Annotated in this window: 22 protein-coding genes; 14 read left to right on the top strand and 8 right to left on the bottom strand. The window is 64.6% G+C overall.

The window, feature by feature from the left end; all coding sequences use genetic code 11:
• Position 1: 1 nt before the first annotated feature.
• Positions 2-484, top strand: coding sequence for a 30S ribosomal protein S9 (rpsI, locus tag LQG66_RS07235; RefSeq protein WP_231324860.1), 483 nt, complete (start codon positions 2-4; stop codon positions 482-484).
• A gap of 92 nt (positions 485-576) precedes the next feature.
• Here rpsI and LQG66_RS07230 read toward each other — a convergent pair whose 3' ends face one another.
• The gene (locus LQG66_RS07230) at positions 577-2,676 is read right to left on the bottom strand and encodes a LamG-like jellyroll fold domain-containing protein (RefSeq protein ID WP_231324858.1); all 2,100 of its coding nucleotides are present in this window, start codon (positions 2,674-2,676) and stop codon (positions 577-579) included.
• Between the two features lie 93 nt (positions 2,677-2,769).
• On the opposite strand from LQG66_RS07230, the gene LQG66_RS07225 reads away from it, so the two are divergent.
• The 5 genes from LQG66_RS07225 (at position 2,770) to LQG66_RS07205 (ending at position 6,594) form a co-directional block, all read left to right on the top strand.
• Positions 2,770-3,000 (top strand): hypothetical protein, encoded by a 231-nt coding sequence (locus tag LQG66_RS07225; protein ID WP_231324856.1) that lies wholly within the window; start codon positions 2,770-2,772, stop codon positions 2,998-3,000.
• 58 nt (positions 3,001-3,058) lie between these two features.
• Positions 3,059-4,279, top strand: a complete 1,221-nt coding sequence (locus LQG66_RS07220; protein ID WP_231324853.1) for a GGDEF domain-containing protein — start codon at positions 3,059-3,061, stop codon at positions 4,277-4,279.
• Positions 4,280-4,367: 88 nt separating this feature from the next.
• Positions 4,368-4,670 (top strand): antibiotic biosynthesis monooxygenase family protein, encoded by a 303-nt coding sequence (locus LQG66_RS07215; RefSeq protein WP_231324851.1) that lies wholly within the window; start codon positions 4,368-4,370, stop codon positions 4,668-4,670.
• Positions 4,671-4,709: 39 nt separating this feature from the next.
• On the top strand, positions 4,710-5,267 hold the full coding sequence (locus tag LQG66_RS07210; protein ID WP_231324849.1) for an HD domain-containing protein: 558 nt from the start codon (positions 4,710-4,712) through the stop codon (positions 5,265-5,267).
• 157 nt (positions 5,268-5,424) lie between these two features.
• Complete coding sequence (locus tag LQG66_RS07205) at positions 5,425-6,594, top strand: M20 aminoacylase family protein (protein WP_231324846.1); 1,170 nt, start codon at positions 5,425-5,427, stop codon at positions 6,592-6,594.
• A 19-nt stretch (positions 6,595-6,613) separates the two neighbouring features.
• On the opposite strand, the gene LQG66_RS07200 is transcribed toward LQG66_RS07205, so the two are convergent.
• Positions 6,614-7,759 (bottom strand): AI-2E family transporter, encoded by a 1,146-nt coding sequence (locus LQG66_RS07200; protein WP_231324844.1) that lies wholly within the window; start codon positions 7,757-7,759, stop codon positions 6,614-6,616.
• A gap of 248 nt (positions 7,760-8,007) precedes the next feature.
• Here LQG66_RS07200 and LQG66_RS07195 point away from each other — a divergent pair, with 248 nt between their 5' ends.
• The 3 genes from LQG66_RS07195 (at position 8,008) to LQG66_RS07185 (ending at position 10,688) form a co-directional block, all read left to right on the top strand.
• Positions 8,008-8,778 carry a gamma-glutamyl-gamma-aminobutyrate hydrolase family protein gene (locus tag LQG66_RS07195; protein WP_231324842.1) on the top strand — a complete coding sequence of 257 codons (771 nt, stop codon included), beginning with the start codon at positions 8,008-8,010 and terminating at the stop codon, positions 8,776-8,778.
• 80 nt (positions 8,779-8,858) lie between these two features.
• Positions 8,859-9,470: a hypothetical protein gene (locus tag LQG66_RS07190; protein ID WP_231324840.1), complete on the top strand. Its 612-nt coding sequence runs from the start codon at positions 8,859-8,861 to the stop codon at positions 9,468-9,470.
• A 57-nt stretch (positions 9,471-9,527) separates the two neighbouring features.
• Positions 9,528-10,688 (top strand): lipase-like domain-containing protein, encoded by a 1,161-nt coding sequence (locus LQG66_RS07185; RefSeq protein ID WP_231324838.1) that lies wholly within the window; start codon positions 9,528-9,530, stop codon positions 10,686-10,688.
• Between the two features lie 403 nt (positions 10,689-11,091).
• Here the strand turns inward: LQG66_RS07185 and LQG66_RS07180 are convergent, their stop codons facing one another.
• Positions 11,092-11,481 carry a COG4315 family predicted lipoprotein gene (locus tag LQG66_RS07180; RefSeq protein ID WP_231324836.1) on the bottom strand — a complete coding sequence of 130 codons (390 nt, stop codon included), beginning with the start codon at positions 11,479-11,481 and terminating at the stop codon, positions 11,092-11,094.
• A 223-nt stretch (positions 11,482-11,704) separates the two neighbouring features.
• Here LQG66_RS07180 and LQG66_RS07175 point away from each other — a divergent pair, with 223 nt between their 5' ends.
• Positions 11,705-12,301: a hypothetical protein gene (locus LQG66_RS07175; protein WP_231324834.1), complete on the top strand. Its 597-nt coding sequence runs from the start codon at positions 11,705-11,707 to the stop codon at positions 12,299-12,301.
• A 65-nt stretch (positions 12,302-12,366) separates the two neighbouring features.
• On the opposite strand, the gene LQG66_RS07170 is transcribed toward LQG66_RS07175, so the two are convergent.
• Complete coding sequence (locus LQG66_RS07170; RefSeq protein ID WP_231324832.1) at positions 12,367-12,939, bottom strand: TetR/AcrR family transcriptional regulator; 573 nt, start codon at positions 12,937-12,939, stop codon at positions 12,367-12,369.
• 136 nt (positions 12,940-13,075) lie between these two features.
• Here LQG66_RS07170 and LQG66_RS07165 point away from each other — a divergent pair, with 136 nt between their 5' ends.
• The 3 genes from LQG66_RS07165 (at position 13,076) to LQG66_RS07155 (ending at position 15,706) form a co-directional block, all read left to right on the top strand.
• Positions 13,076-13,912 carry an alpha/beta fold hydrolase gene (locus LQG66_RS07165; RefSeq protein WP_425601296.1) on the top strand — a complete coding sequence of 279 codons (837 nt, stop codon included), beginning with the start codon at positions 13,076-13,078 and terminating at the stop codon, positions 13,910-13,912.
• 230 nt (positions 13,913-14,142) lie between these two features.
• Positions 14,143-14,622: a tautomerase family protein gene (locus LQG66_RS07160; protein WP_231324828.1), complete on the top strand. Its 480-nt coding sequence runs from the start codon at positions 14,143-14,145 to the stop codon at positions 14,620-14,622.
• A 151-nt stretch (positions 14,623-14,773) separates the two neighbouring features.
• Complete coding sequence (locus LQG66_RS07155; protein ID WP_345778937.1) at positions 14,774-15,706, top strand: MBL fold metallo-hydrolase; 933 nt, start codon at positions 14,774-14,776, stop codon at positions 15,704-15,706.
• 134 nt (positions 15,707-15,840) lie between these two features.
• Here LQG66_RS07155 and glnA read toward each other — a convergent pair whose 3' ends face one another.
• Together glnA and LQG66_RS07145 are read right to left on the bottom strand one after the other, a co-directional pair.
• On the bottom strand, positions 15,841-17,250 hold the full coding sequence (glnA, locus tag LQG66_RS07150; protein ID WP_231324825.1) for a type I glutamate--ammonia ligase: 1,410 nt from the start codon (positions 17,248-17,250) through the stop codon (positions 15,841-15,843).
• 227 nt (positions 17,251-17,477) lie between these two features.
• Positions 17,478-17,816, bottom strand: a complete 339-nt coding sequence (locus LQG66_RS07145) for a P-II family nitrogen regulator (RefSeq protein ID WP_009027873.1) — start codon at positions 17,814-17,816, stop codon at positions 17,478-17,480.
• A 536-nt stretch (positions 17,817-18,352) separates the two neighbouring features.
• Here LQG66_RS07145 and LQG66_RS07140 point away from each other — a divergent pair.
• On the top strand, positions 18,353-19,852 hold the full coding sequence (locus LQG66_RS07140) for an NAD(P)H-hydrate dehydratase (protein ID WP_231324823.1): 1,500 nt from the start codon (positions 18,353-18,355) through the stop codon (positions 19,850-19,852).
• Between the two features lie 244 nt (positions 19,853-20,096).
• On the opposite strand, the gene LQG66_RS07135 is transcribed toward LQG66_RS07140, so the two are convergent.
• Both LQG66_RS07135 and LQG66_RS07130 read right to left on the bottom strand, forming a co-directional pair.
• On the bottom strand, positions 20,097-21,179 hold the full coding sequence (locus LQG66_RS07135; RefSeq protein ID WP_231324821.1) for an enolase C-terminal domain-like protein: 1,083 nt from the start codon (positions 21,177-21,179) through the stop codon (positions 20,097-20,099).
• A 24-nt stretch (positions 21,180-21,203) separates the two neighbouring features.
• Positions 21,204-22,514, bottom strand: a complete 1,311-nt coding sequence (locus LQG66_RS07130) for a multicopper oxidase family protein (RefSeq protein WP_231327715.1) — start codon at positions 22,512-22,514, stop codon at positions 21,204-21,206.
• Positions 22,515-22,601: the final 87 nt, after the last annotated feature.

Here is a 22,601-nt window from a genome sequence, read left to right as displayed (position 1 = left end):
GATGGCCGAAAGCATCCAGTCTCTCGACCAGCTGTCGCAGCTCAAGGGCGCCGTCACCGCTCCGGACGCTCCGAAGTATGAGAAGAAGGTCGACAAGTTCGGTCGCGCCTATGCCACCGGCAAGCGCAAGGACGCGGTCGCCCGCGTCTGGATCAAGCCGGGCTCCGGCAAGGTCACCGTCAACACCCGCGACATCGAGGTCTACTTCGCCCGTCCGGTGCTGCGCATGATGATCCAGCAGCCGATCGTCGCCGCTGCCCGCAACGGCCAGTACGACGTGATCTGCACGGTCGCCGGCGGCGGCCTGTCCGGCCAGGCCGGCGCGGTGCGCCACGGCATCTCCAAGGCGCTGACGAATTTCGAGCCGGAGCTGCGCGGCGTCCTCAAGAAGGGCGGCTTCCTGACCCGCGACTCGCGCGTCGTCGAGCGTAAGAAGTACGGCAAGGCCAAGGCCCGCCGCTCCTTCCAGTTCTCGAAGCGCTGATCTCCTGGGTTCGGCTGCGGCCGTACTCATTGGTCTTCAATACGAACGGGCGCCCTCACGGGCGCCCGTTTTGTTTGGGGGCGTTTTGTGGATCAGGCGCTGGCGCGGCGGGCCGTCAGCCATTTGTCCGGCGAAAGCGGCTTCGACACGACGCGGACCTCGCCGACGCTGCCGATGAAGCCGTCCGACGGCGAACGATCCCACCAGCCGCAGCCGAGCGCCCAAGGCTGGCTCGCCGCCGTCGATGCGATGCCATTGCCGCCGATCACGCTGCGCACCACCGGCGCGCCTTCGATGTAGAGCACGGTCGAATTGTCGCTGGGATCATTGACGATGGCGAGGTGATACCAGGTGTCGAGCATGATCTCGCCGGACCAGTCGGTCTGCGGCTGCGCGGTCGAACTCGCCGGCACGATCTCCCACTGCACCTCGCGCAGGTTCGAGATCGCGAACAGGATCGGCGGCGATTCCGGATCGCCGCCGGCATAGCCGGGCAGCCAGCCGCGGTTGCCGAAGCGGGTGAGGATGTTGCACCAGGCGTGATCGGCCGCCTTCCAGTTCGGATCGATCTTGATGAAGGCTTCGACCGTATAACCCGCCGCGAAGGTCGCCGCGTTGATCGGCGCGTTGGCCGCAGTGGTGAACCAGCTGAAACGGCCGGCGCCCTGCTTGGTCGTGTTGAGGAACTGCACGCTGCCCGGTGCCGAGGACAGGCGATGCTTGTCGGCGGTGAAGACGACGTCGGCGACCTGAGCTGCGCCGGCGAGCGAGGCGCGCTGCATCGGGTTCGCCGTGGTGAGATCCGACAGCGCCGTGCCGGCGGCAACGGCCTTGCCGATCGCGTTGGTGTCGATCCGCCAATGTGCGACGGTCTCGGCCACCAGCGGATAGTCCTGCGCGTTCGCGGGCGGCACCACCACCGGCTCGGGCGCTTCAGTGTAGTTGGCGTAGAGATCCTGCTTCACCCGCGGCAGGATCGGCGTGCCGGCGAAAGCCGGGAGGTGGCAGAAGTGGGTGAAGCGCGAGAACCGGCGCTGGAAGTCGATATCGATGGTGAATTCGTGGTTGTCCTCGGTCAGCCAGGCGCGGTCGAACTGCTTCAGGCTGTCCTTCGGCTTCTCCACCACCCAGGGCGAGAACGAGGCGACGTCGATCTTGTTGCGGGTGAAGTCGAACTCATAGAGCCGCATCAGGCCGTTGCCGCCCTGATAGGCCATCTGGTAGTCGACGACCATCTCGAAGACCGGGTTGTGGAAGTCGTTGATCTTCGTCAGCAGCGCGCCACCGTGGTAGTGGCCGTTCAGGGTCATGAAGATCTGGTCGTTGCTGCGGATCAGCTTGTCCCAGAGATACTGGCCGTAGGCGACCTCGAGCGGGCTGACGCCGTCATTGGCGATGTTCAGAAGCTGATGATTGGCCAGGATCACCGGCAGCATCGGGTGGCGCGCGATCATGCTGTGCGCCCAGGCGATGGCGTCGTCGGAGGCGCGCCACGACAGCGATAGCACCATGAAGCTGACGCCGCAGGCCTGGAACACATGCGCCTCGTGCCAGCCGCTCGGATGACGCTCCAGGAAGGTCCGCTGCTTGGCGGCACGGCTCGCCGGAAACCACGTGAGATAAGGCTCGGACGTGCCGCGCTGGGCATCGGTGCCCGCGCTCTGGCTCGCCGCGCTTTCGAACTCCAGCGCCGACAGCACGTCGTGATTGCCGGCCAGCACCGAATACGGCCTGCCGGCGTTCTCCAGCAGCTTCATCGCGGCATCGGCGACGGCCCATTGCTGCGGATGCTTGGACTGGTCCACCACGTCGCCGAGATGGATGGTGAACGGGATGTGGTATTTCGCGGCGTTGTCGACGATGAACTGTGTCTGCGCCGGGTAGGGCGTGCTGCCATATTGGCGCTGATAGGCTTGACCTTCCTCCGACGTCGCATAACGCGAATAGAACTGCGTGTCCGGCAGGACGGCGAGCGCGAAGCTGGTCGTGACGTGGTGATGGTGATGATGCATGCGCCAGTGCGCGTGCGCCGCCTGGCCGGGCAGCAGGCTGGCGCCGAGGCCTAGCGCGGACACCCCCATCGCGTTGCGCAGCAGCGTGCGGCGATCCACGCCCTGCATCGGCTCCGGACCGCGCGACGGATGATGGCCTGAAGCCGGCTTGTTGTTCGAAGAATCGTCGTCGAAAGACATCTCGTTCCCACCTCGAGCGGCCGATGGCCGCGGTGGGGACGTGTTAGGGAGAGATGATCTCAAATTTGAGAAGGTTTCTTATCGTTTCGATAAGTGTTCGCAGCGGAAGCGGAAACCATTGATTCCGAACGCTTCGATCCGCAACTATCAAAGAGCGGTGGCATCTCATGCAATCAGCGCGAGTATTGCTCGGCGCCTGCCGATCTTTTTGAATCCTGTTTGCAGCATTTTGCGCAGCAATTTGCCGACGAGTTGCGCCGAGCTTTTCGAGAAAACTTGGCATCCCAGGCAAACCACTTTCCAACAGACCGCCAGCTAGGTTGACCTCGATAAGGCAGCGCTAACCTAAGTTCCCGCGCCGCCGCAGCAGAAGAGGTGACGAATGGTGCTCGACAGCATGACGCTCGACATCGTGGCCACGATGGTCGCGGCGCTGCTTGGCGCCATGTTGCTCTACTTCGGCAGGCAGGAAAATACGCCGGCGCTGCGCTGGTGGGGAGCGGCCTACATCCTCGGCGCGGTCGCGATCGCGCTGTGGACCCTGGTCGGCGAGCTCTATGGCGAGCTGGTCTCGCTGTTCCTCAGCGCCATCGGCCTGATCGCGACCGCCATGGTGTGGAGCGCCGCGCGCGTCTTCCACGGCAAGCCGCCCAGCGTGCCGGGCCTCGTGCTCGGTCCGATCGTCTGGATCGTGAGCGGCATGCTGTTCGATCCGGCAGCCCAGGCGCTGCGGCTGACGGTCGGAGCCGGCCTCGTCGTGGTCTATGCGACGCTCACGGCGGCCGAACTCTGGCAGGAGCGGCGCCGGACCCTGCAGAAGCGCTGGCTGGCGCTGATCGTCCCGGCGATGCACGGCTTCGTCCTGATGTTGCCGATCCTGCTCGGCAACGTGTTGCGCGATTCCAACGGGGCATTCGCCAAAGCCTGGGTCACGATCTTCTCGATCGAGCTCGTGCTCTACGCCGTCGGCACCGTGTTCGTGATCTTCATGCTGGCATCCGAGCGCATCGTCAGCGCCCACAAGCGCGCGGCGACAACCGATCCGCTGACCGGGCTGCTCAATCGCCGCGGCTTTGCCGAGGCCTGTGGGCAGCTGATCGAGCGCGAGGCGCGGGCGCAGCGGCCGGTCAGCGCCATGATCTTCGACATCGATCATTTCAAGTCGATCAACGACCGCTTCGGCCATGCGGAGGGTGACGAGGTCCTGAAGCTGTTCGCAAGTGTCGTGGTCAACCATCTGCGCCTGACCGATCTCTCGGGGCGGATCGGCGGCGAGGAGTTCGCAGCACTTTTGCCCTGTTCTCTCGAGGAGGCGATGGTCGCGGCCGAGCGCGTCCGCGGCGCCTTCGCCGCGTCCGGCGTGGTATGCGACGACAAACCCGTCGACACCACCGTCAGCATCGGTGTCGCCGGCGGGCCGGCCGGCACCGATCTCGACGTGATGCTCGCGGCCGCCGACACCGCGCTCTACAAGGCCAAGCGTTCGGGGCGCAACCGCGTCGAGGCATCGGCCGAGCTGCCGCTGTCGCTGGACCGGTTTCGCCGCCAGCGCGCGGCCGCAGCAGTCGTTGTTCCGCAGCCGGAGGCCGCGATCTCCGGCTGATCCGTTCGCATCCGAGGCGCGACTTTCTCTCGACGTCCGTCTGGGCTAGACACGGGCTCCAACAGACCACAGGGGAGGCCGACGGCCCATGATCACGGAAATCGCCCAGATCGACGTCAAGCCGGGCACGGAGAAGGATTTCGAGGCCGCGGTCGCCAAGGCGCGTGCCGCGTTCGGCCGCTCGAAGGGGTTTCACGGCTTCGAGCTGCACAAGTCGATCGAGAAGCCGCAGCGCTACCGGCTGATGGTGAAGTGGGAGACGCTGGAGAACCACACGGTGGATTTCCGCGGCTCGGAGAATTTCACCGAGTGGCGCGGTCTCGTCGGGCAGTATTTCGCAAGCGCCCCGGACGTCGAGCATACCGAGACGGTGCTGACCTCAGCGGGCTGAGGCACCGCGGAGAACGCCGCTGTCGAACGGAGCGCGTTCATGACCCATGACGATCTGGTCGCGGCCTACTCTGCGACGGGGCGGCACTACCACGATCTGCGCCACATCGAGGACTGCCTGGCTTGGCTCGATCGCGTCGCGGGCCTCGGCGCCCGCGACCGCGAGATCCTGACGCTGGCAATCTGGTGGCACGATGTCGTCTATGATCCCACACAGTCCGACAACGAGGAGCAGAGCGCTGTCCTCGCCGAGCGCGATGTCGCGCCCGAGCTGCGTGGCGAGGTCGGACGCCTGATCCGGCTGACCCGGACGCATGACGTCGCGCCTGGCGACCGGCTCGGCGCGCTGCTCGTCTCGATCGATCTCGCCATTCTCGGCGCCGACGATGTCACCTACGATGCGTATGCGAACGCGATCCGGCGCGAATATGCCCACGTGCCGGATGACGCCTATCGCGCTGGGCGCGCGGCCGTGCTGGAGCGGTTCGCAAACCGGCGGGTGATCTATCCGGATGCCGACTTTGCGGCCGCGCTCGACCAGACGGCGCGGGCCAATCTCGCGCGCGAGTTGCGCGCGCTCCGATCGGTGCGGGGCTGAGCTGACGCGTTTCGCACAGGCGCCTGTCCCGCAGCTGGAATGCAGCGCGCGCAGCATCGCATGTGCGAATGTGTCTTGTCTTTTGCTACTGCTCGACATGCAATGAGATGAAATGCGCGTCGCCCATGGCGTGCTCCTCATTATGTGGGATCCCGTCATGCCGATCATCAACCGTGCCGCTGAGCTCGCCGAGGACGCCAAGGTCTGGCGCCGTGATTTCCACCAGCATCCCGAGCTGCTCTACGAGGTGCATCGGACGGCGGCGCGCGTGGCTGAGCTGCTGACGTCGTTCGGTGTCGACGAGGTCGTGACCGGCATAGGCCGTACCGGCGTTGTCGGCGTCATCCACGGTCGCGAGCCGTCGAAGCGCGTCATCGGCCTGCGTGCCGACATGGATGCCTTGCCCCTGCAGGAGACACGCGACGTTCCGCACAAATCGATCATTCCTGGCAAGATGCACGCCTGCGGTCATGACGGCCACACGGCGATGCTGCTCGGCGCGGCGCGCTATCTCGCCGAGACGCGCAACTTCGCCGGCACGGCGGTCGTCATCTTCCAGCCGGCCGAAGAGGGCGGGGCGGGTGGACGCGCCATGGTCGAGGACGGCATGATGGATCGCTTCGGCATCGAGGAGGTGTACGGCCTGCACAATGCGCCGGGCCTGCCGCTCGGAACGGTCGCGACACGCGCCGGCGCTGTGATGGCGGCCAGCGACACCTTCGAGGTGCGTTTGAAAGGCCTTGGCGGCCACGCCGCGCGGCCGAACAAGTGTGTCGATCCGATCGTTGCCGGCGCGCAGATCGTGACGGCGCTGCAGTCGATCGTGGCGCGCAATGTCGATCCCGTCGAGAGCGCGGTGTTGTCGATCACGCGCTTCCACGCGGGCACGTCGGCGGACAACATCATTCCGCAGACGGCCGTCATCGGCGGCACGGTGCGGACGCTCGACGAGGAGATCCGTCGCCTGATGGACGAGCGATTCAAGGCCGTCGTGACCGGGCTCGCCGGCGGCATGGGCGTCGAGGCCGAGATCGACTACGAATGGGGTTACCCGGTGGTCGTCAACCACGCGGAGCAGACGGCGTTCGCCGCCGACGTGGCGCGCGGCGTGGTGGGGCCAGACCAGGTGACCACCGACATGCCGCCCAGGCTCGGCGGCGAAGACTTCGCCTATATGCTGCAGGCGCGGCCGGGCGCCTTCGTGTTCATGGGCATCGGTGATGGGGCGGGCGTGCATCACCCCGAATATGATTTCAACGACGACGTGATCCCGCACGGGATCAGCTATTGGGCCAAGCTCGTCGAGACGGCAATGCCGGTCGGTTGAATGGCCTCCAGCCGGACGCTCAGATCACCGCTGCCGCGTCCTCGGTGCTGCGGTCCGCCTTGAAGTAGTCGATCATGACCTTGGCGATCGCCATCAGCGGCAGCGCCAGGGTCAGGCCCCAGATGCCGAACACGATGCCGAGCAGGATCTGGAACGCAAACAGCGTGGCCGGCGGAATGTCGAGCGCCTGGCGCTGAATCAGTGGCGTCAGCACGTAGCTCTCCATCGCGTGCACCCCGAGGAACAGCACTGAGGCGCTGGCGGCCGCGACCCAGCCCGAGGCGAGGCTCGCCAGCACCACGATGACGCCGGCAATGATGGCGCCCACCGTGGGGATGAAGGCGAGCAGGCCGGCCTGGATGCCGAGGATGAACGAGCTCTGGATGCCGATGATCGAGAGTCCGATCCAGGTCACCAGGAATACGGCGGCCATCGTGGTGATCTGGGCGATCAGCCAGCGCTCGAGCGTATCGCTGATGCGGTCGACGATCACGGTGGCCTGGTCGCGAAACTTCGCCGGCGCCAGGAACAGCAGCCCGTTGCGGTAGACCGCGGGCTGCGCCGCAAAGGCCAACCCCAAGAACAGTACGATGAAGAAGTTGCCGACGGCGCTCACGGTGCCGAGCAGCAGCTTGAAGGTCTGGCTCACGATGGCGCCGCCGGAGGAGGCGAGCGCGCTCGGCGACGGCAGCCCGCTCGGCAGGCTATGGGACGGCGCCTGCGTCGGGGTGGTCGATCCGCCATCCGGCGCGGCGGTGGCGCTCGCCGTGTTGAAGTCGAAGAAGCTGGTGTCGATGCCGTTGCGGTCGAGGAGGGATTTCACGTTGCCGAGCTGCGACTTGATCGTGTCGCTCAGCACCTTGGCCTGGTCGGTGATGGTGGCGCCGAACAGGAAGATGACGCCGGCGAGCAGGAGCGCGAGGGTCAGGCAGACGATGATCAGCCGGACCGGATGTGGCCAGTCGATGACGCGTCCAAGCCGGTTGGTCATCGCGTTGAGCGCGACCCCGAGCAGCATGCCGGAAAACAGCAGGAAAATCGCCGCAGCGTAATACCAGGCGAAGGCCAGCGCCGCCACGAACAGGATCACCCCGATGCCGCCGACGGCAATCGCCCAGGCCAGGTCGCTGCGGGCCTGGAGGCGCGGGTCTGCGGGGGCGGTCATGGGATGTCCTTTGTGCTGATCGGCCCGCACACATTGGCGAAAACCGCTGGCGGATCAAGCGCGACGCGAACGGCTACGGCGTCGCACCATAAGGCCCTCAGTGGTCCGGAAACGACATTGGGGTCGTGCATGTTCCACGGTTGATCGCTGCCCGCGACGCAGGCATGATTTGTGCCTTCGATCGAAGATCTTGCGGTAAGAGTACGTGCGGCAAGAGAACTTGCGGCAAAAGGGTGGACGAGAGGGCAATGAAACGTCCCGTGGTCGGCGTGATCGGCAACACCCATCGCGTCGAGAACAGGTTCACCGTGCAGATGGTGGGCGAGCGAAACCTGAGCGCCGTGGCCGAGGTCGCGGGCGCGCTGCCGCTGATGTTTGCCGGCGTTCCCGAGATCACCGATATCAGCGCGCTGCTCGAAATCGTCGATGGTATCGTGCTGACCGGCGCCCGCGCCAACGTGCACCCGACCCGTTTCAGGACCGAGCCCAGCCTCAAGCACGAGCCCTACGACATCCATCGCGACGAGGTCGCCCTCCAGCTGTCGGAAGCCTGCGTCTCCAGAGGCATTCCGCTGTTCGGCATCTGCCGCGGCCTGCAGGAGATGAACGTCGCCTTCGGCGGCTCGCTGCATCCGGAGATCCGCGAGCTGCCGGGCCGCATCAACCATCGCATGCCGCGCCTCGCGAACGGCGAGATCCATCCTGATCCCACCGTCGTGTTCGCCGACCGCCATGAGGTGAAGCTGACGCCCGGCGGCGCCTTCGCTGGAATCCTCGGCTGCGATACGATCAAGGTCAATTCGCTGCACGGGCAGGGCATCCTCGATCCCGGCGCGCGCGTCGTGATCGAAGGCATCGCCGAGGACGGCACCATCGAGGCGATCCGGATCGCCGATGCGCCGACCTTTGCGCTCGGCGTGCAATGGCACGCCGAATATGACCCGCAGAAGAACCCGATCAATCGCAAGCTGTTCGAGGCGTTCGGGGAGGCGGTGAGGAAACGACATCTGTCGTCCTGACGTCGAGCTGAACCTGCGCCCCGTCGCGGCAGACCAAGCTGCTGAGAGACGTCTCACGATGTGCCCGTCAAGGGGTCCCGATGCGCAATTGCCTGATCGCAGCCGCTCTGATCCTCGCCGCTCCGGCATTGGCCCAGACCGTCGCGCCGCCGATCGACGGACCGATCTCCTGCACGTCTCCGGTCGCGGCCACAGACACTGCGAAGAGCCTGAAGCAGCGCTTTGGCGACGAAGCCGTGCTTCAGGACCTGCCGGGCGCCGAAGGCGAAACCAACAAGGGCCTCGTGCTGTTTCCGCGGGCCGTGGACCGCCGCATCGAGGTGGCGTTCATCGACGACAAGCTGAATTCCGTCTCAGGCCTGACGCTGCGTGACACGGCCAAGGCCAGCCGCTGGAGCGTTGCCGGCGTCACGATCGGCGCAAGCCTCGCTGCGGTCCAGAAGGCCAATGGCAAGCCGTTCGTCGTCTCAGGGTTCGGCTGGGACTATGGCGGCTTCGTCACCGATTTCAAGAACGGCACGCTGGGACGCATGCTGCCGGGCGGCTGCTCGGTCACTCTACGCTTCGGCAAGGACGGCACTGCGCCGAAGGCGCTCTCAGGCGATGGCGTAAAGGTCGCCTCCGACAATGCGGCGCTGCTGAAATTCGCGCCTGTCGTCACCGAGATCAGCGTGAATTTTGCCGCCAAGTGATTGCAGCCGCTCGTCCATGGCGGCGGGAGGCATCATCGACCATCGGGAGGGTTGGCAATGAGTCTGAACCTCAAGTCCCGCAATGTCATCTTTGTTCACGGCATCTTTGGTTGGGGCGAGAACGAACTGCCGTTTTCCTATTGGGGAGATGCGCTCGCGCAGTTCGCAGGATCGCGGTTTGACGTGCACGAAGTCAAATGTGGACCGATCAGCTCGTTTCATGATCGCGCTTGCGAAGTGTTCGCCCAGATCAAGGGGGGTGACTTCCGCTACGGGAAGGACGCTGGAGGCACCGTTGCCGGCAAGCGTTCCGTGGTGGCGCGCAGTCAGCGGAAACACGTTCCGCCTCGGCCTGTGCTGCCCGACTGGTCGAAGGAGAATCCAGTCATTCTGATCGGCCACAGCGCCGGCGCCCATACCTGCCTCGCGCTGCAACGGCTGCTGGCAGAGGACTTCTTCGGAGAAGGATCGAATGCCGATTGGATCGAAGCGGTGATCTGCATCTCGGGGGTGCTGAACGGATCGACGCTGACCTACATGTTCGGCTGCAACCCCGTTACCGGCACTCTGGATCAGAATCCCCGACGACTGATCGACGCGGCGGTCACGATTGCCAAGGGCGTGCCGGCGCTGCCGCTGGCCGGACTGGACCTGTGGCTGGATCAATGGGCGGACACGAGCGCCTTTGTCAGCGGTCAGGACAATCTCGCTTGCGATCTGACCTTGTCTGGCTGCCTTGCCGCGAATGCCAGGTTTTCCAGCAATCCCAATACCTACTATCTCTCGCTCGTCACCAGCATGCCGGCGCGGCGCACGGTGCTCGGCATTCCGCTGCCGTTTCGCTTCGTTGGGATCAACCCTCTCCTGCACGGGACAGCGATCTATCAGGCAGACAGGGCCGACTTCGTCGTGGGAGCCCTTCCGCTGCCGAACTGGACTACGACCTTACAGCTTCAGATCGAGGCGTGGCGCGACAACGACGGCGCGGTGAGCACGATCTCGCAGCGTTTTCCCTTCACCCATCATCAGGAGCCGATCGGCGGCGAAGGATTTCTGTCCGGCGTATCGGTGGAGAAGGGCAGATGGTATTTCGAGCGGATCGAAAATGTGGTCGGCAGGTCATTCGATCACCTCGACCCGGCGTTCGGCGCAAACATGAAGCCGGGGGCTGCGGCGGCCCAGCGTGATCTCTATCAGAAGCTTGCCGCGCTTCTCTAGCCTCGACGACGCGGCGTTCGTCGACGGGCGCCGAACGAGCCGGGGCCGGTGGGGTTTCCGAAAGTGGGCGTCTCCTCCACAAACGAGAAAGGCGCCCCGCGCGGGGCGCCTTCGACGTTGTCATTCACCGATCGTGCAGGCGTCAGCCCGGTGGAGATGACTCACAAGCTCCATACGACGTGGACAGGTGCCGCCAAAGCCATCGATCGCGTTTTTTCGACTGAAGGCTGCATGAGACAAGGCGCGCTGCTCAGATGCGTTCGGCGCTGCGCTTCGAACGCATTCGAGGAGGGCGGGTTAGACGCGGCCATGAGCCGCCATTGCTGGCACCTGATGCTTCAATGGCAGGCTCGTGCTCGGACCAGGTGCCTTGCGATCTATGAGCTGGTCCGACGATGGGCTGTCACGGCTTCGCCAAATGCCAGGCGCCGTTGAGGAAGCCGTCGCCGGTGACGTCGCCGGCCTTCTGGTCCTTGGCGAACGTGTAGAGCGGCTTGCCCTTGTAGGCCCATTGCTTGGAACCGTCGTCGCGCGTGATGATCGTATAGCCGCCGCTCGGTTCGTCGCCTGCGCCGGCTTTCAAGACCGGCCAGTTGGTGGCACAGGGTCCGTTGCATGCCGACTTGCCGTCGCTGTCCTTGTCGAAGGTATAGAGCGACATGCCGCCGGCATCCGTCAGGACCTCGCCCTTTGCGCTGCTGCTTGTCTTGGTCGGAGGCGCCGCGTTCGCGCTCGCAACCGCCGCAAGCGATATGATGGCAATGAAAAGATTGGCTATCGAAATCTTGGTCATCTCAACTCCCCTTATGAAGGTGGATCGCAGAGATAAAGACGCCCGGCGCGGGCTTCTATTCCGTTGCAGCTCGTTTCTTTTCCCGCGGTGAAGGCGGCACAGGTTGCCGCGCCTCTGACGCGCAAGGGTGCCGCCGAGAAGCGGGCCGCGCGTATGAATTGCCTGGGCGATGTATTACGTTTCGCAATGCGTTCAAATGCGTTCAGAAGTCGAGAAGGTTCCTATGCGTCATGTCGTGCTCGCCGCTGTTCTGTCGGTGTCTCCCGCGCTGGCCCAGACTGCCGTATCACAGGGACCGATCACCTGTTCCTCGCCCGTTGCAGCCGACGACTCGGCCAAGAGCCTCATGCTGCGCCATGGTAACGAGGCGGTGATCCAGGATGGTTTGTTCTCCGGGGTAGAGGATATCACCTACAAGGGTCTCGTTTTGCATCCGCACTCTCCAGAGTGGCGAATCGAGGTGTTTTTTGCCGATGAAACAATGAGCCGCGCGGCGCGCTTGACCTTGCACGATACCAAGAGCGGTCATTGGAACGTAGCCGGCGTGACCCTCGGCGCAACATTGGCCGAGGTTCAGAAGATCAACGGCAAGCCGTTTCTGGTCAGCGAGTTCGACTCGGACTTCAGCGGCTTTGTCGTGGACTGGAAGGGAGGCGTGCTCGGACGTCCTCTGCCTGGCGGTTGCATGCTCGTGGTACGCTTTGGTCGCAACAGCGATGGGGGCGCTCCCGGAGGGAATCCGATCTCATCCAACAATGCCAAGCTGCTCAAATGGGGGCCGGTCGTCGAGCAGATCGAGGTGAGATTCCCCGACAAGTGATCGTCTCTGCTTCCCGTATCGCTTCGCATCGAGCAACGGCAGCAGCAGGCGATCGAGCAGCAACTTCACCGCACGAGCGCGATTGCGGACCGCAATGCCGAATCCAGCGCCTGATCTGCGGCCGCGCCGTCGGGCATGGCGCGTGAGATCGCGATTGCGCCGACCATCATGGCAATGATGCTCCACGCACGCTGCTCGCGTTCGGCTGCTTCGCCGGACAGGACATTTGCCATCTTACGGACCAGCGCCAGCATCTTGCGCTCGTAGGCGGTACGTATCTGCGGGTTTGCACGCCCGACGTCCGCGCTCAAAGTGGGCATGACGCAGCCGGATGCCGGATCTGTGCGGTGCGCGGCGCTGATATACATCGCCAGCCATTCGCGGAGGCGGTCCTGCCGTTCGGCGAGGCTGCCGCTCTCCGAATCGATGAACGGTTCGCCCACGCAGGTCTCGATGACCTGTTCCAGCAGGGCTTCCTTGTTGGCGAAGTTCGAATAGAAGGCGCCGGAGGTGACGCCGGCCGATGCGGCCAGGCCGTCGACCCCGATCCCATTGAAACCGTTGGTTCTCAGGGCCCTGGCGCCGGACTGCAGGATGGCAGCCTTGGCCCTCGCTTTCTGGTCGGACGGATATCTCATCACGGGCTCCTGACGATCTCTTGATAGCGCTTCGCGCTTGCTCATAGAATAGCGATCGATATATAACGATCGTTATTCTAATCGGCAACCCCTTCGCGACCCTTGTCTAAACCCACGATAAATCGAGAGAAAAGCGATGAGCACGAGCTTTGAAAATGCAGCCACCAAGTCTGTCGATGTGAACGGCACGACGTTCGTTTATCGGGAGGCCGGCAAGAAGGGCGGCACTTCCGTGGTGTTCCTCCATCATCTGACGGCGGTGTTGGACGACTGGGATCCGCGGGTCGTGGACGGCTTGGCGGCCGCGCGCCACGTCATTGCGTTCGACAATCGCGGAGTCGGTGGATCCGGCGGCTCGACCCCAAAGACGGTCGAGGCGATGGCTCAGGATGCGGTTGCCTTCATCCGTGCACTCGACCTTGGCAAAGTCGATCTGTTGGGTTTCTCGCTTGGCGGCTTCGTCGCTCAGGTCATCGCCCAGCAGCATCCGGGTCTGGTGCGCAAGATCATCCTCGCGGGCACCGGGCCGGCCGGCGGCGAGGGCATCGCGAATATCGGCGCCGTCCTGCAGGACGCGTTCGCCAAGGCGGCCGCCAGCAACAAGCATCCGAAACAGTTTCTGTTCTTTACGCAGACCGGCAACGGCCAGGCGGCAGCCGAGGACTTCCTGCAGCGTCTGAAAGAACGCACCAAGGACCTCGACGCGCCCGTCAGCAACGATACCATTCAGGCCCAGATTGCGGCGATCCAGGCCTGGGGGCAGGATGATGCCGCTGCGCTCGGGACGGTTCAGCATCCGGTCCTGGTCGCCAATGGGGATCATGATGTGATGGTGCCGTCGGTCAACTCATTCGAGTTGGTGCGCAGGCTGCCGAACGCGCAATTGAGCATTTTCCCCGACGCCGGACACGGCGGCATCTTCCAGTATCACGCCGACTTCGTCGAGCAGGCACGCGCCTTCCTCTGGCAATAAGCGGCCCTCATCTCACCGCCCGGCGCAGGACTGCGGCGCCGGGCCGTGATCAGAATGGCATCCGACCACGTCGTCTCGGCTTCAACCGTAACGGGATCGGTCGATCACGCAATACAAACGCAACACGGTCATTGAATGATGATCGTAATTCTTCGGCGGCACCGCAAGCCTGCTGCCGGAAGATCCGGCGATCGAACATCATCAGCATTCAGTCCGTCTGGAGAAACATCATGCCGCTATGGAAGGTCTATCATCCCGTCGGTGCCTACTCGGCTCGGGACAAGAAGGAGTTCGCCGAAAGGGTCACCGAGATGTATTCACGGATCCCGATTCCGAAATTCTACGTCGTGATGATCTTCGAGGAGGTCGCCCCGGACCAGGTCTATGTCGGTGGCGTGCCGCACGGCAAATTCGTTCGTTTCAAGCTCGACCACATGGCCAGGACCTTGCCGGGTCCCATCCTGAGGGAATGGTGGGTCAAGGCCGTCGACGAACTGATCGCACCCTATGTCAGGGATCGAGGATACGATTGGGAGGTCACCATCGACGAGTTGCCGGCCGATCTCTGGTCGCTGCAGGGTGAAATTCCTCCGCCTTTCGAATCCCACGCGGAGAAACGATGGGTGAAGGAGAATCGGGTGAGTTCATACGGCCTGCAGGAAAAGTTGCCGGTCGAACTCCGCTTTACGCCCGGAGTGACCGGGGAGTAGGGCCGTCGATCGATCCAAGGCGCCGCTTCGATCATCGAGCGGCGCGGGAATCGGGAATGACCGCCATCCCATCCTCGGCGCATTGTGGGCGCGGAGCGCTGCCACGAATGACACTTCGTCTCGATGAGTTTTCGCAACTACGGAGTTTGATATGAACCGCCGCGACATGATGAAACTTGCCTCTCTGGCGGTGTTTCCAGGAATGCCGGGGCCCGCAATGGCAGCTTCAAAGAGCAGGACTTCCCGCTTGAACTACAAGGTCTTTACCGTCACGCGTCCCGGCCTCAACCGTGATGTGCCGGCCGGCAAGGAATCCCTGATGTGGGTGGCCAATTCGTCGACGCTGATCTACGGAGAGCGCGATGCAGTCCTGGTCGATACCTTCCTTACGATGGATCAATCCAAGGGCTTGGCAGACTCCATTGCCGCGAGCGGGAAGACGTTGAAGGCAATCTACGTCACTCACGCGCATGGAGATCATTTCTTCGGGATAAGGATTTTGCAGGACCGGTTCCCGGACGCTAAGGCGCTGGCGACGCCCGAAGTCGTGGCGCGGATGAAGCTTCAGATCACGCCGGAGAAATTGAACGGTCGATGGCGCAAGCTGTTCCCAAACCAGATTCCTGACGTGATTTCGGTCGCCGATCCGATGGACGGCAATGAGATCGATCTCGAGGGAAGCAAATTGGTCGTTGTGAGGGTCGGACATACGGATACCGATGAGACGACCTGCCTTCACGTCCCATCCATCGGCCTGGTCCTGGCCGGCGACGCCGTCTACAACGGCATTCATCCATTCCTCAACGAATCGAACCGGACAACGCGGCTGGAATGGATCGCCGCGCTCGACAAGATCGACGCCCTGAAACCTTCAGCCGTGGTCGCCGGACACAAGATTCCCGGGAATGACGACAGTCCGCGAAACGTGGATGAGACGCGCTGGTACATCCAGGATTTCATCCGGGTGAATGATGCGACGAAAACCGCCCGCGAACTCTATGACCAGATGCTGGCGCTGTATCCTGATCGAGCCAATCCTGGTTCGCTGTGGAGTGCTGCCGCTGCGGCCAAGGCCGAGACCTGACGAGGCTGAAGAGAGTGCAGGGGCGTATCTGGTCCGGACGCTTCCCATCCTGAGGGGGCATGGACAGCTCAAATGAAAAGGCGCCCCGTGAAGGGCGCCTTTAATGTTGCAATCCGCCGATCTTGTGAGAGCGATCAGCCCGAATAGTACATGTCGAACTCGACCGGGTGCGGCGTCATTTCGAAGCGCTCGACCTCGGTCATCTTCAGCGCGATGTAGCTGTCGATGAAGTCGTCGTCGAACACGCCGCCGGCCTTCAGGAAGGCGCGGTCCTTGTCGAGATTCTCGAGCGCCTCACGGAGCGAGCCGCAGACGGTCGGGATCTGCTTCAGCTCTTCCTTCGGCAGGTCGTAGAGGTCCTTGTCCATCGCCGGGCCCGGATCGAGCTTGTTCTTCACGCCGTCGAGGCCGGCCATCAGCATCGCGGCGAAGCCGAGATAGGGGTTGGCGAGCGGATCGGGGAAGCGAACCTCGACACGCTTGGCCTTCGGCGACGACGTGTAGGGGATGCGGCAGGAGGCCGAGCGGTTGCGCGCGGAGTAGGCGAGCAGCACCGGCGCCTCATAGCCCGGGACCAGACGCTTGTAGGAGTTGGTCGACGGGTTGGTGAAGGCGTTGATGGCCTTGGCGTGCTTGATGATGCCGGCGATGTAGGACAGGCAGGTCTCCGACAGGTCGGAATACTTGTTGCCAGCGAACACCGGCTTGCCGTCCTTCCAGATCGACTGGTGGACGTGCATGCCCGAGCCGTTGTCGCCAAAGACCGGCTTCGGCATGAAGGTGGCGGTCTTGCCGTAGATGTGCGCGACCTGGTGGATGCAGTATTTGTAGATCTGCATCTGGTCGGCCATCAAGGTCAGCGTGTCGAACTTCATGCCGAGCTCGTGCTGGGCCGACGCCACCTCGTGATGGTGCTTCTCGACCTTGACGCCCATGCGCGACATCGCGCCGAGCATCTCCGAGCGCATGTCCTGCACCGAGTCCTGCGGCGGCACCGGGAAGTAGCCGGCCTTGGTGCGGATGCGGTGGCCGAGATTGCCGCCCTCATACTCGGTGTCGGAATTGGTCGGCAGCTCCGAGGAGTCGAGGCGGAAGCCCGTGTTGTAGGGCGCGGAGCTGTAGCGCACGTCGTCGAACACGAAGAACTCGGCTTCGGGACCGACGAAGACGGTGTCGCCCACGCCCATCGACTTCACCATCGCCTCGGCCTTCTTGGCGATGCCGCGGGGGTCGCGGTTGTACGGCTCGCCGGTGGTCGGCTCGAGCACGTCGCAGGTGATGATCATGGTCGTTTCCGCGAAGAACGGATCGATCGTCGCCGTGACCGGGTCGGGCATCAGGCACATGTCGGATTCGTTGATCGCCTTCCAGCCGGCGATCGAGGAACCGTCGAACATCGTGCCTTCGGCGAAAATGTCTTCGTCGATCATGCTGACGTCGAAGGTGACGTGCTGCCACTTGCCCCGCGGATCGGTGAAGCGGAGGTCGACGTATTTGACGTCGTTGTCTTTGATTGATTTCAAGACGTCCTTGGCGGTCTTCATGAATACCCCTCTTGGCTTATAACGTCACGGCCCGGCGCGGGACGGCGTCCGCGGGTGATGCTCATTAGCCTCGCGCGGGGGCCAAGACAATATCGGAAACGGCAAAAGGGCCGCGTGCAAGCGCCTCGCAGAGGACACCTGAGCTGCCGTTGCGGCTGCTGGCGCAGCAAAAATTCTGTGCAGGAGGCTTGGTCCGGCAGGGCCGTTCCAAGCCTCTCGCCGTCAGGCTAGATCGCGTCCAGCCCGGATTCACCGGTTCTGATGCGGATGGCTTCCTCGATGTTGGACACGAAGATCTTGCCGTCGCCGATGCGGCCGGTCTGGGCGGCGCGGCGGATCGCCTCGATCGCGCGCTCGACCAGGTCGTCGCCGATCACGATCTCGATCTTCACCTTGGGCAGGAAGTCGACGATGTATTCGGCGCCGCGATAGAGCTCCGCATGTCCCTTCTGGCGGCCGAAGCCCTTGGCCTCGGTCACGGTAATGCCCTGAAGCCCCACCTCCTGAAGCGCCTCCTTCACCTCGTCGAGCTTGAACGGCTTGATGATGGCTTCGATCTTCTTCACTGAGCGCCTCCCGGGCATTCCGCTATAAAAAACAGGTGGGTCATCGTCAGGCTGCGCCGGCGCGCAGGTCGTTCGATCATTCGTTACCGGGCCTGACACTCTCCGGCGGAGGCCCGGTGATTGACAGCCCGTCTTACCCCGTGCCGAAGTGGCTCCTCAAAAGCAGGGTCTATGCCAAGTCGTTAACGGGTCTGAATCGAGCTGATAATCGGGCATTTCGCGGTAGCCTGACGATTCCCTGAGGGAGTGCCCAGAATACCGGAGCCTGTCGATTAGGCAAACAGATCAAACGTTGTGCAGACGCAGGTGCGCCGTCCGAACGCCCGGCCAAATGCCTCAGGAAAAGGCGATCATGGGGTCGAGTCCAGCGCGCCTCTAGCCGGTGCTCTCTCTGTGCTCTTGGAAGTTGCCAGCTGGCGCGGCAATAGGAGTTACGGGAGTCGGCGAGGCTCGCTTTGGCTGGGGACAGGGCGTACGGCAGCGATGACGGGTATCGAGCAGCTTGCAGACAGCAGCTGCGGGGGACATGAGCGGCCATGGAAGTTTTGACCACGAGCGAAATGGAGCGGGCCGATCGGTTGACGATCGCAGCCGGCACGCCGGGTTTTTCGCTGATGTTGAGCGCCGGCCAGGCCGTGGCGGCGGCCGCCATGGACCTGGTCGAGGAGGGGCCGATCCTAGTCGTCTGCGGACCCGGCAACAATGGTGGCGACGGCTTTGTCGCGGCCGCCGAACTGGCCGCGCAGGGCCGCGAGGTGTCGGTCATCCTGATGTGCGAGCGCGACGCGCTGCAGGGGGACGCCGCCTCCGCCGCCAGGGGCTGGAAGTTTCCGGTGCTGCCGTTCACGCCGCAGGCGATCGGTCGGCCGGCTCTGATCATCGACGCGCTGTTCGGCGCCGGCCTCAGCCGGCCGATCACCGGCGAGCCCCATGACGTCATCGCCGCGGTCAACGCCAATGGCGCGCCGGTGCTCGCGGTCGACCTGCCGAGCGGGATCAACGGCACCACGGCGGCGGTGATGGGCATCGCGGTGCGCGCGACCGAGACTGTGACCTTCTTCCGCAAGAAGCCGGCGCATCTCCTGCTGCCCGGCCGGCAGCATTGCGGCCGGGTTGTTCTCGCCGACATCGGCATCGATCCGCAGGTGCTCGGCGAGATCAGGCCGCACGTGTTCGAGAACGAACCCGAGCTGTGGCACGGCCGCTTTCCGGTGCCCGTTATCGACGGCCACAAATACGCGCGGGGCCATGTGCTCACGGTGTCGGGTGACATGACCGCCACCGGTGCGGCGCGCATGGCCGCCCGTGCCGCGCTGCGCGCTGGCGCGGGCCTCGTGACGCTGGCCTCGCCGCGCGATGCGCTGGTGGTCAACGCGGCGGCGCTGACGGCCGTGATGCTGCGCCCCACGGATACGGCGATCGAGTTCGGCGAGCTGCTCGGCGACCACCGCTACAACACCTGCATCATCGGACCCGGCGCCGGCGTCGGCGAGCGGACGCGCGACTTCGTCTTCACCGCGCTGTCGGCGCAGCGCCATCTGGTGCTGGACGCGGATGCGCTGACGAGCTTTGCGGATGCGCCCGAGCGATTGTTCGAGCAGATCAGGGCGACGCCCGAGGCCCAGATCGTGCTGACGCCGCACGAGGGTGAATTCCCGCGGCTGTTCTCGGATCTCAGCAACAAGCATCCCGGCCGCTCCAAGCTGGAGCGCGTGCGCGATGCCGCGGCGCGTTGCGGCGCGGTCGTGCTGCTGAAGGGCGCCGACACCACGGTCGCGGCGCCCGATGGCCGTGCCGCCATCGCCGCAAATGCGCCGCCTTGGCTCGCCACCGCCGGTGCCGGCGACGTGCTCGCCGGCATCATCGCAGGGCTGCTGGCGCAGGGCGTGCCGGCATTCGAAGCCGCCTGCATCGGCGTCTGGATGCATGGCGAAGCAGGCGCTGAGGCGGGGCCGGGCCTGATCGCGGAGGATCTTACGGAGACGATGCCTGCGGTGTTCAGGCGTCTCTACGATCGGCTCGGGATCGAGTATTGAGGCGCCGCGGCGCTATCGGAAGCCTTTGGTCCCTGGACTTCGTCTCCACGCAACCGCTGTCATGCCCGCCCCCGGGTCTCGCCTTACGCGAGCCCGAGGACAGGCTCCGGCGGGCATCCAGTACGCTGCGGCCTATCGACTCAATGGCAAGCGTCTCGGAGTACTGGATCGCCCGGTCAAGCCGGGCGATGACGGCGGAATTTGAGGCCGCTGCGCGCGTCCAGTGACCTTTCGCTGGTCCTGGTCAGCGCACCAGATATTTCGCCACCGCGCTCTCGTTCCAGGCGAGCCCGAGACCGGGGCCGCGCGCGGTGACCTTGCCGTCGATGATATCAAGCGGTTCGGCGAGGATGGCGCCGGCGAAATCCAGCACCTCGAGCCAATGCGCCGTCGGCGTCACCGCGAGCACATGCGCGCTCGCCTCGGGCAGGATGTGGCTCGACATCGGGATCGAGGCGGCGTCTGCTTGCCCTGCGACGTTGAGCCAGCCGGTGATGCCGCCGACCTTCATCAGGTCCGGCATGATGAAGTCGGAGGCGCCGGCCGCGATCGCCTCGGCAAAGCCGCGCGGAAACCACCAGTTCTCGCCGGCCTGGATCGGGATCTCCGAGCGCTTGCGCACCTGTGCATGTCCCGAGAGATTCTCCTGCGGCACCGGCTCCTCGATCCAGGTCAGGTCGTAAACGGCAAGACGGCTGATTCTGCGCGTGGCCTCAGCGGGGTCGAGCGACTGGTTGAAGTCGAGCATTAGCGCCATGTCCGGGCCGAGCAGGGTGCGCAGGCTCTCGATCATCGCTTCATCAGTCGCGAGGTCGCCGTGGCCGCCCTTGGTCTTGATGGCACGGAAGCCGTGCTCGTCGCGCGCGCTGCGCAAGGTGCGCTCGTCGGCCGCGGCATCGAGCACGCCGTAGCTGTCATAGGCGGGGATGGGCCGCGCGCTGCCACCGAGCAGCTCGACGACGGGCTTGCCCGCGATCTGCCCCTGCGCATCCCAGAACGCCATGTCGAGGCCGGAGACGGCCATGCCGACCAGCCCCTGCCAGCCGAGCAGGCGGAATTTGGCGTCCATGATCTTCATCAGCTCGAACGGGACCAGCGCCTTACCCGTGAGCTCGCGGCCGATCTCCTCGACCAGCAGCACTAGCGGCTTCAGCGCGAGCTTCGTGTAGGCGAAGAGGTAGGAATGGCCGGTAACCCCCTGATCGGTCTTGACGTCGATCAGCACCAGCGGGCCGGCATCGATGACGCCGAAGGCGTTGCGAAGCGGACGCTTCATGGGCGTGACGACGGCGCGCGCGGTGACGCCGGTGATGGCGGCTGTGGTCATGGGAGTTCTCCCTGGTTCGTTTCCTCATTTGATCTCATACCACCGCAACAGGCGCGGCGCCGCCCAGCTCGTGGCCATGCTCTCGATCAGGAATCGGCCGGTGGCCTCGGTTGGGAATGCGATGCGTTGGGTCTGTCCGGTTTCCAGCGCCAGCGTGTCGAGCCAATAGGGCTTCCAGCCGTCATCGAGCCGGTCGAGCAGCCGGAACGGCTGGCCATGCAGGTGCACCACAGTGGTGCCGGCCGCCTTGTTGGCCAACGCCAGCACGACGACACGGCCGGCCTTGGCCTGGAAGGCGGGACTGCTGGATGCGCTGAACTGGGTAGGCGGGCGCCAGTCGGGGCCGTCGAGAACGAGCTCGGCGCGAACGGCGGTCCTGAGGTCGAGCTTGTCCGGCAATCCATTGGAGGGCAAAGCCGGTGCCTGCGGCAGCGGGGCGGCGCGGAGCGGCGGCTCGTTCGACGCCACGAGGCGGGCAATGGGTCGCGCGGCAGTGCCGTCGTGCAGCAGCACCGGCAAGGGCGCCTTGGCGACGGGCATGTCGATGAAGACGTCGCTGCGGCCGCCCGGTGGCAGCACCACCGCGCCGTTGCGGGCGAGAAATGGTTCGGCCGGCTGGCTGTCGATCGCCATCACCCGGACCGCGTCGAGCTCGGCGATTTTGATCGCGATCACAGCGCGGTGGCACCCATTGATGAACCGCAGCCTGACCCGCGCATGGCCGCGGAGCGGAATATCCGGTTGGGCCTGTCCGTTGACGGTGTAGAGGAGCTCGGCGTCCTTGGCCTCAACCCCGGGCGCGACGGCGACGCCGTCGGCATTGATCCTGAAGTCTTCGACCAGGAAAACCTCATCATTGTCGACGTTTAGCGCATCGGTTTCATCGACGATGAGAGGCAGCGGCCGGCTCGGGGCGGGAGCGCCGTCGGCGAGCAGACGCAGGTCGAGCAGCCCGGTGCCGGCCCACGACGCGGCCGCCGCAAGGCTGGCGCGGCTGCCCGGCCCGACCGGCGCCTGCACGAGCAGCGGCGGCGGCGTGATCAGGCCGCGGCCGGTCAGCGCCATCGGCTTGGCAAGGCGATTGGCCAGAGCCAGATCGAGCGCTGCGCCGCGCCGCAGCCGCAGGACCGGCGCGGGCGCAGCAAGCCGCCATACCTGGGAGGGCGAGCGGCCGGGGCCCAGCGTCAGAGATTCGGCCCGCGCCTCCAGCGGAACCGGCGTCCGTGCGGCGGCCGAAGCGAAATGTGGAAACGAAGCCGTGCAGGCTGCGGCAAGGCCGCCGAGCAGGGTGCGGCGGCTGACCCCCTCCACAGGACGCGTCATGCGACAAAACATTGTGCGTTGAGGGGGATGCGGATCATCTTCTTTTCCTTTATCTGTGCGGCGAGCTTGGCCGATCGGCTGGCCGCGGGTGCTGTCGAA

This window comes from Bradyrhizobium ontarionense (genome assembly GCF_021088345.1).
In the GTDB taxonomy this organism is placed as follows: Bacteria; Pseudomonadota; Alphaproteobacteria; order Rhizobiales; family Xanthobacteraceae; genus Bradyrhizobium; species Bradyrhizobium ontarionense.
This window is presented reverse-complemented; position numbering and strand designations above follow the sequence as displayed.

Excerpts from the sequence above, each read along its gene's own strand:
- rpsI (WP_231324860.1), top strand. The coding sequence starts at position 2 with ATGGCCGAAAGCATCCAGTCTCTCGACCAGCTGTCGCAGCTCAAGGGC.
- LQG66_RS07230 (WP_231324858.1), bottom strand. The coding sequence starts at position 2,676 with ATGTCTTTCGACGACGATTCTTCGAACAACAAGCCGGCTTCAGGCCAT.
- LQG66_RS07220 (WP_231324853.1), top strand. The coding sequence starts at position 3,059 with ATGGTGCTCGACAGCATGACGCTCGACATCGTGGCCACGATGGTCGCG.
- LQG66_RS07215 (WP_231324851.1), top strand. The coding sequence starts at position 4,368 with ATGATCACGGAAATCGCCCAGATCGACGTCAAGCCGGGCACGGAGAAG.
- LQG66_RS07210 (WP_231324849.1), top strand. The coding sequence starts at position 4,710 with ATGACCCATGACGATCTGGTCGCGGCCTACTCTGCGACGGGGCGGCAC.
- LQG66_RS07205 (WP_231324846.1), top strand. The coding sequence starts at position 5,425 with ATGCCGATCATCAACCGTGCCGCTGAGCTCGCCGAGGACGCCAAGGTC.
- LQG66_RS07200 (WP_231324844.1), bottom strand. The coding sequence starts at position 7,759 with ATGACCGCCCCCGCAGACCCGCGCCTCCAGGCCCGCAGCGACCTGGCC.
- LQG66_RS07195 (WP_231324842.1), top strand. The coding sequence starts at position 8,008 with ATGAAACGTCCCGTGGTCGGCGTGATCGGCAACACCCATCGCGTCGAG.
- LQG66_RS07190 (WP_231324840.1), top strand. The coding sequence starts at position 8,859 with ATGCGCAATTGCCTGATCGCAGCCGCTCTGATCCTCGCCGCTCCGGCA.
- LQG66_RS07185 (WP_231324838.1), top strand. The coding sequence starts at position 9,528 with ATGAGTCTGAACCTCAAGTCCCGCAATGTCATCTTTGTTCACGGCATC.
- LQG66_RS07180 (WP_231324836.1), bottom strand. The coding sequence starts at position 11,481 with ATGACCAAGATTTCGATAGCCAATCTTTTCATTGCCATCATATCGCTT.
- LQG66_RS07175 (WP_231324834.1), top strand. The coding sequence starts at position 11,705 with ATGCGTCATGTCGTGCTCGCCGCTGTTCTGTCGGTGTCTCCCGCGCTG.
- LQG66_RS07170 (WP_231324832.1), bottom strand. The coding sequence starts at position 12,939 with ATGAGATATCCGTCCGACCAGAAAGCGAGGGCCAAGGCTGCCATCCTG.
- LQG66_RS07165 (WP_425601296.1), top strand. The coding sequence starts at position 13,076 with ATGAGCACGAGCTTTGAAAATGCAGCCACCAAGTCTGTCGATGTGAAC.
- LQG66_RS07160 (WP_231324828.1), top strand. The coding sequence starts at position 14,143 with ATGCCGCTATGGAAGGTCTATCATCCCGTCGGTGCCTACTCGGCTCGG.
- LQG66_RS07155 (WP_345778937.1), top strand. The coding sequence starts at position 14,774 with ATGAACCGCCGCGACATGATGAAACTTGCCTCTCTGGCGGTGTTTCCA.
- glnA (WP_231324825.1), bottom strand. The coding sequence starts at position 17,250 with ATGAAGACCGCCAAGGACGTCTTGAAATCAATCAAAGACAACGACGTC.
- LQG66_RS07140 (WP_231324823.1), top strand. The coding sequence starts at position 18,353 with ATGGAAGTTTTGACCACGAGCGAAATGGAGCGGGCCGATCGGTTGACG.
- LQG66_RS07135 (WP_231324821.1), bottom strand. The coding sequence starts at position 21,179 with ATGACCACAGCCGCCATCACCGGCGTCACCGCGCGCGCCGTCGTCACG.
- LQG66_RS07130 (WP_231327715.1), bottom strand. The coding sequence starts at position 22,514 with ATGTTTTGTCGCATGACGCGTCCTGTGGAGGGGGTCAGCCGCCGCACC.